This is a genomic window from Flavobacterium sp. GW821-FHT11G01 (genome assembly GCF_058808175.1).
In genome coordinates, this window is record NZ_JBXARK010000002.1 from 571,304 (window position 1) to 586,793 (window position 15,490).

13 protein-coding genes are annotated in these 15,490 nt (G+C 35.2%); 2 read left to right on the forward strand and 11 right to left on the reverse strand.

Features of this window, described 5'->3' with window-relative positions; all coding sequences use genetic code 11:
- Positions 1–291: 291 nt before the first annotated feature.
- The 6 genes from AC1RRN_RS06275 to nirB form a co-directional block, all read right to left on the reverse strand.
- Entirely contained in the window at positions 292–1,770 is a 1,479-nt protein-coding gene (locus AC1RRN_RS06275) for an MFS transporter (protein WP_492966488.1), read from the reverse strand.
- Between the two features lie 98 nt (positions 1,771–1,868).
- Complete coding sequence (locus tag AC1RRN_RS06280) at positions 1,869–2,528, reverse strand: response regulator (RefSeq protein WP_492966489.1); 660 nt, start codon at positions 2,526–2,528, stop codon at positions 1,869–1,871.
- Between the two features lie 607 nt (positions 2,529–3,135).
- On the reverse strand, positions 3,136–4,941 hold the full coding sequence (locus AC1RRN_RS06285; RefSeq protein ID WP_492966490.1) for an ATP-binding protein: 1,806 nt from the start codon (positions 4,939–4,941) through the stop codon (positions 3,136–3,138).
- A 6-nt stretch (positions 4,942–4,947) separates the two neighbouring features.
- Positions 4,948–5,532, reverse strand: a complete 585-nt coding sequence (locus AC1RRN_RS06290; RefSeq protein ID WP_492966491.1) for a DUF4202 domain-containing protein — start codon at positions 5,530–5,532, stop codon at positions 4,948–4,950.
- 303 nt (positions 5,533–5,835) lie between these two features.
- Positions 5,836–6,216, reverse strand: a complete 381-nt coding sequence (gene nirD, locus AC1RRN_RS06295; protein WP_026984527.1) for a nitrite reductase small subunit NirD — start codon at positions 6,214–6,216, stop codon at positions 5,836–5,838.
- 297 nt (positions 6,217–6,513) lie between these two features.
- Positions 6,514–9,027 (reverse strand): nitrite reductase large subunit NirB, encoded by a 2,514-nt coding sequence (gene nirB, locus AC1RRN_RS06300; RefSeq protein WP_492966492.1) that lies wholly within the window; start codon positions 9,025–9,027, stop codon positions 6,514–6,516.
- Positions 9,028–9,295: 268 nt separating this feature from the next.
- On the opposite strand from nirB, the gene AC1RRN_RS06305 reads away from it, so the two are divergent.
- Positions 9,296–10,075 (forward strand): META domain-containing protein, encoded by a 780-nt coding sequence (locus tag AC1RRN_RS06305; protein ID WP_492966493.1) that lies wholly within the window; start codon positions 9,296–9,298, stop codon positions 10,073–10,075.
- A 140-nt stretch (positions 10,076–10,215) separates the two neighbouring features.
- On the opposite strand, the gene AC1RRN_RS06310 is transcribed toward AC1RRN_RS06305, so the two are convergent.
- Entirely contained in the window at positions 10,216–11,502 is a 1,287-nt protein-coding gene (locus AC1RRN_RS06310; RefSeq protein WP_492966494.1) for a DUF2130 domain-containing protein, read from the reverse strand.
- A 303-nt stretch (positions 11,503–11,805) separates the two neighbouring features.
- Positions 11,806–12,687, reverse strand: coding sequence for a LysR family transcriptional regulator (locus tag AC1RRN_RS06315; protein WP_492966495.1), 882 nt, complete (start codon positions 12,685–12,687; stop codon positions 11,806–11,808).
- A gap of 222 nt (positions 12,688–12,909) precedes the next feature.
- On the opposite strand from AC1RRN_RS06315, the gene AC1RRN_RS06320 reads away from it, so the two are divergent.
- On the forward strand, positions 12,910–13,617 hold the full coding sequence (locus AC1RRN_RS06320; RefSeq protein WP_492966496.1) for a class I SAM-dependent methyltransferase: 708 nt from the start codon (positions 12,910–12,912) through the stop codon (positions 13,615–13,617).
- A 77-nt stretch (positions 13,618–13,694) separates the two neighbouring features.
- Here AC1RRN_RS06320 and AC1RRN_RS06325 read toward each other — a convergent pair whose 3' ends face one another.
- The 3 genes from AC1RRN_RS06325 to AC1RRN_RS06335 are packed head-to-tail and all read right to left on the reverse strand — an operon-like array spanning position 13,695 to position 15,490.
- Entirely contained in the window at positions 13,695–14,156 is a 462-nt protein-coding gene (locus AC1RRN_RS06325; protein ID WP_492966497.1) for a DUF3291 domain-containing protein, read from the reverse strand.
- 60 nt (positions 14,157–14,216) lie between these two features.
- The gene (locus tag AC1RRN_RS06330; protein ID WP_492966498.1) at positions 14,217–15,197 is read right to left on the reverse strand and encodes a zinc-dependent alcohol dehydrogenase family protein; all 981 of its coding nucleotides are present in this window, start codon (positions 15,195–15,197) and stop codon (positions 14,217–14,219) included.
- 14 nt (positions 15,198–15,211) lie between these two features.
- Positions 15,212–15,490, reverse strand: coding sequence for a putative quinol monooxygenase (locus AC1RRN_RS06335; RefSeq protein WP_492966499.1), 279 nt, complete (start codon positions 15,488–15,490; stop codon positions 15,212–15,214).

A 15,490-nucleotide genomic window follows, 5' to 3' on the forward strand; every position in this document is an offset into this window, starting at 1 on the left:
ACAGGATTTTTTTTAGTGATAAAAATCATAATTGCAAATTATTTTTGGATTTAAAATAAATTGAGTCATTTCTGGTTTAAAATGAGCAAGATACAATTGAAAATCTTTTAATTACTTCATGATTTTAATCAAAAACAAAGTTCCAAAAGCGATATTAATTTGTGTTTTATGATTTTACAGAAAATAAAAAATACAAAAAGAGCTTTTGAAATTGATCAAAAGCTCTTTTTAGCAGAGAAATTAGAACTATCAGGCTTTCGCCGAAATTAATTAACTATGAAGAGGTTAAAATTATTGTCTGTCGATAACACGCGCTAATACAGGCTGTTTTTCGTTCATTATTTTGGTGATGGTATAGTGCATCCAAATCAGACAAATAACTGAAAATACTAAAATAAAAATCCATGAACTGGACCAGATTCCGGTTGCGGTCAGTAAATACCCAAAGATAATCGGACCAAAGAAACCGCCCAAACCACCAATCATTCCAACCATTCCGCCAACTACACCAACTTCTGTCGGGAAATATTCCGGAATATGTTTGTAAACGGCTGCTTTTCCGATTCCCCAGGAAATTCCGATCAGAATAACCAATACAAGAAAAACCCACATATTGGCATCGAATTTAATTACAGTAATTCCTTTGGCCAGAAGTTCTTTTTTCTTCACCGTTTGATTTTGTTGCACTACAACTTGTTGCCATGAAGTTTTGGTTGGGAAAATAGCATTTTCTGAATCACTTTCATTTTTCTGAGCAACAGCGAAATCAGTATCACCAACTTTAATTTTATCGTTTGAAACTTGCGTTATTGTTCCTTTTTTAGTAGCTAAAACTCCTGGTCCGGTGGTGGTTATTTCCATTTTCGGAACCATTAATAAGGCGCTCAGAATAACAGAAGAACTTAAAACCCAATACATCACTTTTCTGGCTCCGAATTTATCTGATAAATAACCTCCAAAAGCCCTGATTACTCCCGAAGGCAAACTGAAAAGCGTTGCAAATAATCCGCCCATTACCAAACTCGTTTGATACACATTCATGAAATTCGGTAAAAGCCATTGTGAGTACGCCACAAAACATCCGAAAACTAAAAAGTAATACGCCCCAAAACGCCAGACTCTTGCACATTTTAAAGATTGCAGCATTTGAGAAACGCTTTTTGTATTGTTCTCTATTTTTTTGTTTGTAGCAAAAATCAAAAAAGCAATTCCAATTACAACCAATGCCACAGCATAAATTACAGGCAATATTTTCCATCCGTTTTGAGGATCTTCGATAGAAAAATGATTTAGTAGTGAAGGCGCTAAAAAAGTAGTGATGGCGGCGCCGGCATTTCCCATTCCGAAAATTCCTAAAGCGCGTCCTTGCCATTCTTTCGGATACCAGATTGAAGTATATCCGATTCCCACGGCAAAACTGGTACCAACCATTCCGAATAAAAAGCTTAATAAAGCAAATGTTATAAAACTATCTGCAAAAGGCAGTAAAAATAATGGAATAGAGCAGAGAAGAAGCAATAATGAAAAAACATATTTTCCTCCAAATTTATCCGTAAGAATACCAATTGGCAAACGCATAATGGATCCGGTCAGAATCGGAATTCCGAGAAGCCACCCAACCTGAACAACGCTCCAGTGAAAAATACCGTTATCAACTAAAAAGGTTACTAAAACACCATTTAAAGTCCAACAGGCGAAACACACGGTGAAAGCCAGGGTATTTAAAAATAAAATTTTGTGTGATTGCGAGAGTGAGTTTGTATTTTTCATAGCACTTATATTTTTCAACAAAAATAAGTACTATAACGTAGTTAAAAACTGCGAAAACGCAGTTTTTGAAAAATAATTACGTAATTATACGTAGTTTTTTATAATAAAGAATACTCAGTCGCTTTATTAGAAAGTTCCATCAGATTTTTTACTTTCAGTTTTTTCATCAAATTAAAACGGTGGACTTCAGCGGTACGCTTACTGATTTCAAGCGCTTCGGCAATTTCTTTGTTTCCTTTTCCGGATAATAAAAGGGTAAGGATTTCTTTTTCTCTTTTGGTAATCATCATTTCTTCGCCTAAATTTTGTTTAGGTTCTAATGAAGTAGAAGAGCTGGTTAATTGCCCGATAAGTATAGAGGAAATATCTCCGCTGAAATATTTTCCGCCTGCAGCAACCGTGTGCAGGGCTTTTAAAAATTCTTCTTTGCTTGAACCTTTTAATAAATAACCATCGGCTCCGGCTTTAATCGATTTTAATACGTATTCTTCAGATTCGTGCATAGAAAGCATAATGATTTTTACATCATTATTCTCGCTTCTAAGCTTTTCTACTACCTCGATTCCGGTTAAGTTTGGCATACGAATATCTACTATAAGTAAATCAGGTTTACTGTCTGCCACCACTTCAAGAGCATCGGCGCCATCAATAGCTTCGCCTACAACCTCGATGTTTGCTTCGTTTTCCAGTAAAGATTTTATTCCATCTCTTACAAATACATGATCATCTGCCAGAACAACTCGAATAATAGTACTCATATTTTACTTAATTTTGATTCTCAATTTTTACGTATATTCATCTATAAAGAAGATGCTAATATACGTAATTTTTTAAATTAGTGAATGTGTCAATTAGATAATTAGATAATGTTGGAATTTGATAATGTGAAAATAACGTTGTTAATCCGTTATCTTTTTGCGCAATCTTGTCATCCTGACGGAGGAAGGATCACACTAGTAGCTCGACAAAGATTGTCGACTTAGTTTGCGGAGTTTCTGGTATGTCTTTAAAAACTCGTAATAACTATATAATCTTATGAAAACGTTTACCCGCGAGAGGGATGGGAGCTGGCTACCGAAGTAGCGTGGACAGCCCGACAGCATCCCGATAAAAGGGCGAATAAAGACAAAGTAAGTTTGCCCTTTTATCGGGATGCTGTCTCGCCCTAATAATAGAATTGGATAATGTGCCAATTAGATAATTAGATAATGTGGTAATTAGATAATGTTGTTAATGGTTGTTTGTATACCAACTTTTCATTTCTTCTTGATGGAGACGGCAAATACGTAATGTGGAAATTATCTAATTTTCTAATTTTCTAATTGCCACATTATCTAATTATCTAATTTTCTAATTGGCACATTCTCAAATAGGAATATTAAAAGTAATCCTCGTTCCTTCGCCCGGAATTGATTTGATGAAAACGCGTCCGTTGATGTACTGAATTCTTTCTTTCATGAATAACAATCCCATTCCTGATTCGCTGTTGCGTTTTTTGTCGACTGAATGAATATCAAAACCTTTACCGTTGTCGTCTACAATAATACTAAGTAAGGTTTCGCTATGCGAAAGTTGTACGATAATATGAGATGACTCGGCGTATTTAATCGCATTGTTAATGGCTTCTTGTGTGAGGCGATAAATGTTGATTTCGATCAATGAATCTAAGCGCTGACTAAAATCGGTTTTATTGTAGAATAAAATTTCTTTTCCGGTTAATTTCGAAAGTTCCTGTGTTAATTTTGCCAAAGAAGAAACAATGCCGTGATCGCTTAATTCAGGAGGCATTAAGTTGAAAGTTGCCGTACGAACTCCTTTGATAATATCGAGTGAAAGCTTTTTTAAGTATTCAATTTTTTGTGCCGATTTTTCTTTGTCGTCCAGATTGATGCTTTCTAAACTAAATTTCAATCCGGTAAGCATTTGCCCAATTCCGTCGTGAATTTCTTTGGCGATTCGGTTTTGTTCGTTTTCCTGATTTTCGACAATTTTACTCGAAATAACCTTTTGCTGATTGATTTTTTCAGTGCTGTTTTCAATGTTCAGACGTTCGACTTCGCGCTGTGCTTTTTTACGCTCCGTAATATTGAAACACACAATTAAAAGTTCTAATTCGTCTTTTTTGATCGTAACCGGAACCATAGATAAATCCAGCCAAATCGTCTGATCTTCTCTGTTTAGAATTTTAATTTCGCCCTGCCAGCCACTGCGCTGTTTTTCGAAAATGATGCGGTCGATATTAAGCTGTTCCTTTTCGTCAATGGTTAAAACTTCTGAGAATTTTTTATTTGATGAAAATTTGGTGTAATTTAAAAGTTTGGCAAATTTTTCTCCAATATGAATGATCGAGCCATCAGGAGCAATACGGCAATAAAGCAGCGTATTTTCCATCGCATAATTGAGTGATTTTAATTCTTTTACAGAGTTTTCCTTGATTTCGCTGATGATTTCAGTGTCATAAGCGAGTTTTAAAGCTTTTTTTTCAGAAGATAAAAGCTTGGCAATTAAGCGCTCAATTTTTTTGTTGGTAGGTTTGAAAATAAAGAAAAACTCGAGCAGTAAAACGAATAGGGTAAAGGCAAAAATCCAATATTCGATTCGGCGTTGTTCTGTAACTTTTTCGTGCGCTTCAAGATCGTACTGACTTACAATCTGATTCATTTTCGAAAGAAAAACGCCTTCGTTTTTCAGAATGATTTCAACCAGTTTTTGATTTGTTGCTAAATTGTTTTTCTGCTTTAAATTTAGCAGAAATAAATCGGTTGCTTCTACAATACTATTAAACCCTGGTTTTATTTCAAGGTATAATCGATCAAGAGTTTCGCTTTTTTCTTTTGGAAAAGCCAGACTATCACTTCCGTTTTCGAGTGAATTCTGATTGTTTTTCCAAAGTGATAAAACATTTTTCAGATGCGAAATTTGTTTTTGAGAAGCGGTATCAGAAACATAATGTAAAATCAAAACTTCTTTTACAATTTTCTGACTCAGCATTCTCTGCTTTCCGGAAATATTGATGATTTTAGAATCGCTTAGTTGCTGTTTTAGGTTGTATTGAACTAAAACCTGACTTAAAATAATGGTTACAGCAATAGTCCAGAGTGCAAAAAAATACAGACGGCGTAAATTTTTGAAAGTAATTTTATCTGCAGCTTCCTGATTGCTTTTTTTCATATGAATTTATAATCCTAAAGAAGCTTTTATAAGATTCAGATTTTTTTCGGAATAATTAATTTTTAAAGCTTCCTGATGCCCTTTGTCTGACATTTTATCCCAGGTTTTTTTGATGATATTTTTTAGTTTTTCCTCATCGTGTTTGTGTACAAAAGGATCTAAATAATACTCTAAAAAGACCAAACAAATTACATCTTCAAGTAATTGTGTTTCGGTATCTTTTTTAAGCAATTTCTTTTCGATTAAAAAAGAAACACGGTCAATAAATTCGGCATTGTAACCTGCTTTTTCTAAGATTTTAGCAGTAAGTTTAGCATGAAATTTTTTCAATTCTTCTCTCCATCTCAAATAACCCACACGATCCATTGGGTACGATTCGCGCGCGACTTTCCATCGACAAATGTGTTGTGCTTTTGAAGCAATCTGAACTTCCTCTGAAGCTTCGGGCTCAAATTGCATCAACCGTTCGTACATCCTGTTTGAATACAGTAATTCTTTTGGATATTCGTTATTTTGATCGATTTCGATATTTGGATCCTGCGCGTTTTCAGCGTCAATCCATTCGCTTGCTTTTTGAAAAGGTGTGTTCATTTTTTGGTTTGATAATAGAATTCAAATATACGGAATTAACTTTTAAAGCTTAATTATTTTCAGGAGCTAATCCCGCTATCCGTTTCAATCTTTTGTGGCGAACCCCGCCACAAAAGGATTTCCACTTCTATCGGGGCTAGGGCAATCATTTTCATAAGAATATTTTCGTATAGTTTGTCATTCCGACGGAGGAGGAATCCCCGCGAGTAACTCTAGAAAGATTGGCGATTTTTCTGTGCGGAGCAACTTGCGGGGATTCCTCCTCCGTCGGAATGACAAGATTGACTAGTCGCAATTGTATAATCAATCTACAAACCCAACAAACACCTCGTCTTCAACGACTTTAATTGGATAGGTTGCAATTTTTAAATCGTCATCTCCATTTAAGTTTGAACCGTCAACTAATGAAAAAGTTTTTTTGTGCATTGGGCAGGCAATTTTCGGAATATCATCTGTAGATCCGGTCATTCCTCTGGCCAAAACCATTTCCATTTTATGCGGACAGGCATTTTGACAAGCATACCATTCGTTGCGACGTGTAAAATTGAAAATAGCAATTTGTTTGTTTTTATATTTGATACAGCCTCCGCGGTTGGTTGGAAAATCTTCTACTTTTCCGGCTTTGAACCAAATTGTAGCATCGTTTGGATGTACTGTTTCGTATTGACTTAAGATTTCTTCCATTTTGTGCATTTTTTTGTTCCTGTTTCTTATCCCTCTTTTTACAATCAAGAGAGTTTTTGATGGCGCAGTAAAAAAGAGGGTAAGAGGACAGCAAACGTTTGTGATATTTTTTCTTTTTTTGGAGCTGTTATTTTTAAACACATAGAAACATAGATTTTTTGTTTTTTGTTTGAGAAATAGAAAATTAAAAGAAACTGGTTTCTCACACATAGTCTATGTTTGTTAATGCAAGTGAAACGCCTATTGTTCAGTTTTTAAATCTATGTTTCTATGTGTTTAAAAATTATTTATAAAGTTTTACGTCCAGGCTTTTGGCGCTTTTTGATCTCTTAACGGAACAAAAACAACATTGTCATCTTTCTCCTCAGAGTTTACAAAATGGTTGAAACGTTTTAATAATCTTGGTTTTTCTAAAACTTGTTTCCATTCGCATTCAAAAGTGTTTACCAAAGTTTGCATTTCAGCTTCTAAAGTTTCGCAGATGCCTAAGCTATCTTCAATAATTACTTCTTTTAAATATTCTAAACCACCGTCTAGTTTTTCTAACCAGGTTGAAGTTCTAATTAGCGGACCGGCTGTACGGATATAATACATTAAAAATCGATCCATATATTTGATAACGGTTTCTTTGTCAATTTTTTCAGCTAATAAAACAGCATGTTTTGGATTGGCTCCACCATTTCCGGCGATGTATAAATTCCATCCGCCTTCAACAGCAATTAATCCGAAATCTTTTCCGCGGGCTTCGGCACATTCACGAATACAAGCCGAAACACCCCCTTTCAATTTATGCGGAGAACGAATTCCTTTGTATCTGTTTTCCAGTTCGATAGCAAATCCGGCGCTGTCGTCCATTCCGTAACGACACCATGCATTCCCGACACAGCTTTTTACGGCACGAAGTGATTTCCCGTAGGCATGACCACTTTCAAAACCATTGTCAATTAAGATTTTCCAGATTTTTGGGAGATCATTTAAATGTGCTCCAAACAAGTCAACTCTTTGAGCTCCGGTAATTTTAGTGTACAAATCGAATTGTTTGGCCACTTCGCCAATCACGATTAATTTCTCGGCAGTGATTTCGCCTCCGGCAACTCTTGGAACTACCGAATACGTTCCGTTTCGTTGTATGTTCGCCAAAAATCTATCGTTAGTATCTTGTGTTGTAACATGTTTGTTTGCCGTATCGTTGTAAATACTGGAGAAAATTGAAGCTACAACTGGTTTGCAAACTTCGCAACCATCGCCTTTTCCGTGATGATCAATTACATCATAAAAATTCTCGTATTTATTGATTTTTACCAAATCGAATAATTCCTGACGGTTGTAATTGAAATGCTCACAAATCACTTCTTTAACTTCTTTTCCTAATGATTTTTGAGTGGCTTTTACCAAGTCAGAAACCATTGGTTTACAGCCTCCACAGCCTGAAGTTGCTTTGGTTGCTTTAACAACATCTGAAAAAGTAGAACAGCTTTCATCTAAAATTTTACAGCAGATCGCACCTTTAGTTACATTTTCGCAAGAACAAATTACAGCGGTGTCTGGCAAATCCATTACACTTCCTAAACTAGAACCTTCAGAACCGTCGCGAGAACCTAAAATCAAATCTTCCGGATTTTTAGGTAAAGCCATTGCGTTACTGTAAATCTGAAATAAAGAATTATAATCGCTGGAATCTCCAACTAAAATTCCGCCTAATAGGGTTTTAGAATCTTTAGTAACGTTGATTCTTTTGTAAACGCCCGATAATTTATTCTCATAAATAATCGCAGTTACATCCTCATTTTCGACAAAAGGATCACCAAAACTCGCAACTTCAACACCAATTAATTTCAATTGTGTCGACATATCGATGGTTTCTCTCATGGTTTTAGAACCATTTAAGATTTGCTCAGCGGCTACATCGGCCATTTCATAACCTGGAGCAACAAGTCCGTAAATGTTTTGATTGTATAAAGCCACTTCGCCAATGGCAAAAATAGAAGGATCTGATGTTTGCATCTGATTGTTTACCACAACACCGCCTCGTAAACCAACCTCTAATCCTGAAACTCGGGCTAATTCGTCGCGAGGTTTTATTCCGGCAGATATAACCAACATATCAACTTTTAACAATTCTTCGTTGGCAAACATCATTCCCGTTATGCATCCTGCACCGTCAATATATTGTGTGGCTTTATTTAAATGGATGCCAATATTTAATTCTTCAATTTTAGATTGCAACATGTCGCTTGCGCCTTTGTCTAATTGTCTTGGCATTAAACGTGGTGCAAATTCAACCACATGTGGATTCAATCCTAAATCACGAACGGCTTTTGCCGCTTCAAGTCCTAATAAGCCACCGCCTAAAACGGCCGCTTCTGTAGCGCCTTTTTGTTTTATTTTTTTGGCGTAGGCCATAATAGCATCCAAATCTTCGATGGTTCTGTATACAAAGACACCTTCTTTTTCAACTCCGTCAATTGGCGGAACAAATGCTGAAGATCCTGTCGCCAAAACTAAGTAGTCGTACGTATGGGTTTTTTCTAAATGGGTATGTATTGTTTTTTCTGTTCTGTTAATATCTGTAATTAATTCAGAAGTATTCAGCGTAATATTGTTTTCAGCGTACCATTCGCTAGTTGACAATGATAAGTCATCTGCGGTTTTTCCTCCAAAGTATTCACTTAAGTGAACACGGTCGTAAGCACGCCTTGGCTCTTCACCAAAAACGGTAATCTGATACTTTTCCTGTCCTGATTTTGCAATGAATTTTTCGCAAAATTTATAACCAACCATGCCGTTTCCAACTACTATTACTCTAATCATGATTTCTTTAATTAAGTATTACTACGCAAATATAAGTATTTATACTTATAAAAATACGTAATACTATTATTTTTTAATTAAAAATAAGCTTGAAATGCTACGTATTTTATCGTAATCTTTTACGTAGTGCGGGTTTTGAATAGATTTCAGGTTTTGAAATTATTCTAAATTTGAAAAGATTCTAAATAAGAATTTCAAAAAAATGTTGTAAATTCATAAGAATTTTATCTATGTTTTGAGATAAAACTATTTTCTTAATAAAAACGATATGAAAAAAATACTTTCACTAGTGCTGCTACTGTCTTTAATAGTAAGCTGCAAATCGACAGCAGGCAAAAGTTCAGATACAAAAGGAACTTCTGAATATGGAAATCAGGAAGATGAAATGAAATACTATTTTACAGGAACCGGTAACGAACCGTTTTGGGGAATAAAAATGGGGAATGAAGAGATTGTTTTTACTTCTCTGATTCCAGGAAAAGAAAAGCTGGTTTTTCCTGCCGTCGAAGCTATAAAAGCAATGGATGCTAATGTAAAGATGTATAAAGTTAGCAACGAAACATCCAGCGGAACAATAACAATTCAGCAATTGGAATGTCAGAATTCAATGTCTGGTGCTATTTCTCCTTATAAAGTTTCAATTGAGATTAAAAACAATTCGGAATTAGAATCTAAAAAAGTCGAAGGATGTGGAAAATATAACACGGATTATCGTCTTCATGATATTTGGGTTTTGGAAGAACTAAACGGATATAAAGTTTTTCCGACCGATTATCAAAAGGAATTGCCAAGACTTGAAATCAATTCAACAGAAAATAGATTTATGGGCTATGGAGGCTGTAATTCTATTAGTGGTTCTATTTTCTATGAAAAAGACGTGCTTCGTTTTTCAAAAGTAATTTCGACTTTAATGGCTTGCGCACCAGGAAATAAAGAAGATGAATTTACCAAAGCGCTTCAAAGCACCACAACTTATTCTATTGGAGATAATCGATTGACTCTTTCAAATCCTTCAGGGAAATTGTTGGTTTTTAGGAAGGTTGATTAGTTGTAAATATAATGTTTTCGAATAGTTTGTCATTTCGACGAAGGAGAAATCACACTAGTAATTCCGCAAAGAAAGTCGCCAATCTTTGTCGAGTTTCGAGTGTGATTTCTCCTTCGTCGAAATGACAATATTACGGTGAATTATTCTAATAATTCTTTAGTTTCTTCCTGGTCATCATCGCCCTCAATAAAATCCAATTCTAGAGCTCTCACGGTCTGAACTGCATTTCCGGCAATACCACGAATCGAACCGTACATACCTAAAGTATTATGAACGACTTTTTCGATTTGTTTTTCTCGTTGTTTCCAGATTCTTTGCATAGCTCTTTTTTCGGCATCAAGATCGCCTTGCATTTGTGTAAAACCTTCCACGATTCCTTCAATCTGCAAACGGAATTCGTTGCTTGTTAAAAAATCATACAACATCGACATTTTATCGCCTTTGTTTTCCTGCGCCTGAACCGCCTGACTTACCTGAATCAAAGACTGACGCAAAACAGCACTTAAACCCTTAAACTCTTCATATGTACAAATCCAAATTCCGTCACGCATTCCCATTCGGTCCATTCCTGCTGGCATTACTTCGGTAACTAAAACCCCGATATTGGCTCTTTTGGTTCGGATATCATTTTTGAACTTTTCAATCCACGAAGGCTGAAAAGCTTTTGTTCGCTTGCTTTCGTAATAAATAGAACCACAATTTTGCAGTTCTCTTGTATTTACAATCTGAAGACAATCGGCACCGTTGGCGCCTTTTTTGACTTCGTCAATCGTGTCTAAAGGGAAATTATTTGCCAGCCATTCTTCAATCGCTAATTCCATTACTTCGCCTTGCAATTGCATAGAACCTTGTTCCTGCTTGCGTTTCATTTCTTCAATTAGCTTTTTCTGATCGTCAGATTGTTTTTGGTATTCTTTTATTTTAAGCTCGTTTTTTTCTTCTTCCTGTTTGCGAATTTTATCTCGTTCCAGAACTAAAGTTGCGTTTAATTGTTTTTGAGCTTCGGCTTCAATTGCTTCTTTCATTTCCAGTTTTTCACGTTGGAGTTTGGCAATTTCGCCTGTCATTTTATTTAATTCGCGAAGTTTCTCTGATTTTTCAGAAAGCTCTTTTTCCATCAAAAGCATACGATCTTTATTTTCTTCTTCGAGTTTGGCTTTTAGTTTTTCTCCAATTTCTTTTTCAGCAGTCTTTTTCTCGCGTTCTAAACGTTCCGCAAAAAGTTCGTTTTCTTGTTTCTTTTTAGCTTCAAAGTCGGCTTTGGCTTTTTCAAATTGCTCGTTTTTAAACTCCAATTCTTTGGTTTGAGCATTGGCTTTTTGTTGAAATTCTTTACGGATACTATCTTCCAACTGATGTTTTAACACATCATTTACATCGATTGGTGTCCCGCAATTTGGGCATATAATTGAAGATTGCTCAGCCATTTTTATTGATTTTATTATGTAGAATTATAATTTGCTAAGGTATTTAAAAGTTACCTTTTTATAATATGGATTTCCGTACTAAATTGTAACGATTTTTTTATATAGCCACAAAGGCGCTAAGGCGCAAAGTTTTTTGCCACAGATTAAAAGATTAAAAGGATTTTCTCTCATCCTGACGAAGGAAGGATCACACACGTAACTCGACAAAGATTGGCGATTCTGTTTGTGGAATTTCTTGTGTGATCCTTCCTTCGTCAGGATGACAAACTGTACGCTTCTTTCTGCTTAAAAAAACTTTGCGTCTTAGCGCCTTTGTGGCAACAAAAACGCAACAGCAGATCTCGTAATCTCAGAATCATCTTCTTTTGAAGTAATTAATGAAACATCCGTAAACAAATTGACTTTTTTCAATTCGATAAAACCAATCTCGGGATCTTGATTGTTTCTTGCAATATTTGACGGAACAATCGAAATTCCCAAACCATTTTTAACCAATTGTACAATTGAATTGATGTTATTTGATTCGTGAATAATCTTCGGCGTAAAGCCATAAAAAGCGCAAAGTTCCAGTAGAACTTCATGATAATGTGGTGCATAATCTTTATTGAAAAACACAAAAGTTTCGTCTTTTAAATTCGGAATTTCTTTTTCAGAATTAAGTCGAATTAAACGCTTATTATAAACCACAGAAAAACCATCTTTAAACCATAATTGCGCTTTTATTTTTGGGGATTTTATTGGCGAGCGAATAATTCCCAATTCGATTTTTCCTTGTTCCAAAGCTGAAATCTGTTTGGTTGTAGAAATTTCGAATAATTTGAAATTAACGTACGGAAATTGTTCTTTCAGATGTTTTATTAATTCTGAAATTACAGAGGAATAAATCGAACTTATATACGCGATTCTGAATTCGCCAGAAACATTCTCTGCAATCTTTTTAGTTTTCACAGATATACGTTCCAGATTCTGAAAAAATTCTCTTACTTCTTTTTCGAAATATTTCCCGGCGTCAGTCAATTCTACTTTTTTATTGTTTCGATTGAATAAACGCGCCTGGAGTTCTTCTTCCAATTCTATAATCTGACGGCTCAAAGGCGGTTGAGAAATGAATAATTTTTCTGAAGCTTTTGTAAAGTTTAATTCTTCGGCTACAGCCAAAAAATATTTCAAGTGACGTAATTCCATAATACTTTTAAAGTATGATTAATTGATAAAAATAGTATTTTTAAAATATTTATGAAAATGATAGTTTTGAAAAAAAATGTTTCACGCAGATTTAAAAAAGATTTAAGCAGATAAACACAGATTTTTTATTTGAATTATTTTAATTGAAGAGAATAAAAAAAAATCATTTTAAATCTCCCTTAAATCTTTTTTAAATCTGCGTGAAAACCTAAAGCAAAAAACATGAAAAAATCAACAATTGAAGAGATCAGAGAACGTTTTGACAATGATGTCGAACGATTTTCGAATTTAGAAACTGGTCAGGTCGCGACAATCGATGCTACAATTTCTTTAGAATTAATTACGGAAGCCTCTAAAAGAATTGCTCCGAATGCGGTAAACGTTTTGGATATTGGCTGTGGCGCCGGAAATTATACTTTGAAAATGTTATCTAAGTTGCCCAACTTAAATTGTACGTTAGTCGATTTGAGTTTGCCCATGTTGGATCGTGCTTTTGAAAGAGTTTCGGCAGCAACCAACGGAAAAGTAGAAGTAAAGCAAGGTGATATTCGTGAGGCTGAATTGCCTGAAAATCATTTTGATATTATTTTGGCTGGAGCCGTTTTACATCATTTAAGAGATGATGAAGATTGGGAAACGACTTTTGCTAAAATATTCAAATTATTAAAACCCGGTGGCTGTTTTATGATTTCAGATTTAATAACTCAGGATACCGAATTATTAAACGAGTATACCTGGCAACGTTATGGTGATTATTTGGAAGGAATTGGTGGGGCAGAATACCGTAAGAAAGTATTGGATTATGTAGAAAAAGAAGATACGCCAAGATCAATGAATTATCAGTTAGATTTGATGAAAAAAGTTGGCTTTACAAGTGTTGAAATTTTACACAAGAATATGTGTTTTGGCGCTTTTGGAGGAATAAAGTAGAGTTTTATAGCCACGAATTCATGAAAATCTTTGAGCATAGATTTTAAAAAATAAATTCGTGAATTCGTGGCGGAAAACTATGCAGTTTGTTTTGGAGCAGAAAATTTATTCCTTAAATCAAAAACCAATTGCGAAGGACCGTTTTGCTGTAGATAATCTAATTTTTCAACCGCTTCTTCAAGAGTTGGAATATGTCCTTTTGGAATCCACCACATTGCTGTGGCTGCTTTTCCGAATTTTAGAAACCATTCTTTACGTCGCCTTAAAAACTCGCTGTGAAACGTTTTGTACATATAATGTTCTAAAGTTTCAATATTTTCCCAAACCGAAACATTGACAATAATCTGTTCATCATTGTACGGATTCAGGTTTGTGGCATTGTAACTGTCATCTTTCAATCTCCAGACAAAACCTTCACTATTTTCGGCTAAAGTGTTGACAAGATCTAAATTGTCTACAAATTCTTTCATGATCGGGTCGTTTATAGTGACTCCTTTCATTTTGGCAATATTAATTTCGGCAAGATGATAATTACTCATATTGGTATGTTTCTGAATATGAAGCAAGTTAATCGATTTTTGAGTAATTATTTTTAACGATTAAGTTATATCTATAACAATTTTCCCTACAGAAGAGCCATCGCTAACCGCTTTGTGAGCTTCCATAGCGTTATCTAAAGTGAATTTTCTAGGATCGATAAGCGGTTTTAATTTTCCTTCTTCGATAAGTTTTGTGGCCTCTTTCAAAATATCTCCATGATGTTTTCTTCCTTCGCCACTAATCATCGGATGCAAAACAAAAACGCCATGCAAGCTTGCAGAACGAAGCGATCCAGTCGCTAAAGTATGTGTACCAAAGGCATAACAACTTGCAATCTGACCATAATGACGAATAGCGCTAAAAGACTCATCAAGTGACTGACCACCAACAGTATCATAAATGATATCAAAACCTTTTCCGTCTGTATATTGGTTTACATAATCTTCGACAGTTGCAGTTTTATAATCAATTGTTGTTGCTCCAAATCCTTTTACAATGTCTGCTTTTTGAGCAGAAACAGTTGCATAAACATCGGCACCAAAAAATTTAGCCAGTTGAACAACCATATGTCCAACACCGCCAGCTCCGGCATGAACTAAAACTTTATCTCCTTTTTTGACTTTTGCTCTGTCAATTAAACCTTCCCAGGCTGTAAGTAATACGAGTGGAATCCCGGCAGCTTCTTTCATGGTTAAGTTTTTCGGTTTCTTAGCCAACAAGTCAGCGTCAACGGCAGTGTATTCGGCTAAAGTGCCCTGAAGGCCTAAAACGCCACCCGCAAGTCCGTAAACTTCATCTCCAATTTTAAAGTCAGTAACGTCTTCGCCAATTTCTTCGATAACGCCGGCAAGATCAGTTCCTAAAATGGCAGGCAAAACAGGCGATGCATAAGGCGAAACGCCAATTCTGATTTTATTATCGATTGGATTAACGCCACTTGCGTGTATTTTTATCAAAACTTCTCCTTTTTTCGGACTTGGTTTTGCGATTTCAGTAGTTACAAAATCGGATTCGTATGTATTGGTAAAAAGTGCTTTCATTATTTTTTCTTTAATTATAATGTTTGAACCGTTTTATAAACCTGAATAGGTAATATTACTAAACCTTCACTATGCTCAATAAAATCCAGCAAATAAGATTGATTGTTGTGAATGTCAAGACCAGCCTGATCTTTCCATTCTTCCCAAATAATAAAAACGTTTTCAGTTGTATGCAAGTCATAACGTATACAAGCCGCTTCTTTTCTGGTTTCGGTAACCAAATGATGAACCATGTTACGAACTTGTTCGATGTTTTCCTGTTTACTCTTGATAATTGCGGTAATAGATATCAT

Bases quoted from the DNA above. Each gene is read 5' to 3' on its own strand.
- AC1RRN_RS06290 (WP_492966491.1), bottom strand. From the start codon at position 5,532: ATGAACACACCTTTTCAAAAAGCAAGCGAATGGATTGACGCTGAAAAC.
- AC1RRN_RS06335 (WP_492966499.1), bottom strand. From the start codon at position 15,490: ATGATATCTATTACCGCAATTATCAAGAGTAAACAGGAAAACATCGAA.
- AC1RRN_RS06285 (WP_492966490.1), bottom strand. From the start codon at position 4,941: ATGAAAAAAAGCAATCAGGAAGCTGCAGATAAAATTACTTTCAAAAAT.
- AC1RRN_RS06310 (WP_492966494.1), bottom strand. From the start codon at position 11,502: ATGGCTGAGCAATCTTCAATTATATGCCCAAATTGCGGGACACCAATC.
- AC1RRN_RS06320 (WP_492966496.1), top strand. From the start codon at position 12,910: ATGAAAAAATCAACAATTGAAGAGATCAGAGAACGTTTTGACAATGAT.
- AC1RRN_RS06325 (WP_492966497.1), bottom strand. From the start codon at position 14,156: ATGAGTAATTATCATCTTGCCGAAATTAATATTGCCAAAATGAAAGGA.
- AC1RRN_RS06275 (WP_492966488.1), bottom strand. From the start codon at position 1,770: ATGAAAAATACAAACTCACTCTCGCAATCACACAAAATTTTATTTTTA.
- AC1RRN_RS06280 (WP_492966489.1), bottom strand. From the start codon at position 2,528: ATGAGTACTATTATTCGAGTTGTTCTGGCAGATGATCATGTATTTGTA.
- AC1RRN_RS06315 (WP_492966495.1), bottom strand. From the start codon at position 12,687: ATGGAATTACGTCACTTGAAATATTTTTTGGCTGTAGCCGAAGAATTA.
- nirB (WP_492966492.1), bottom strand. From the start codon at position 9,027: ATGATTAGAGTAATAGTAGTTGGAAACGGCATGGTTGGTTATAAATTT.
- AC1RRN_RS06330 (WP_492966498.1), bottom strand. From the start codon at position 15,197: ATGAAAGCACTTTTTACCAATACATACGAATCCGATTTTGTAACTACT.
- nirD (WP_026984527.1), bottom strand. From the start codon at position 6,216: ATGGAAGAAATCTTAAGTCAATACGAAACAGTACATCCAAACGATGCT.
- AC1RRN_RS06305 (WP_492966493.1), top strand. From the start codon at position 9,296: ATGAAAAAAATACTTTCACTAGTGCTGCTACTGTCTTTAATAGTAAGC.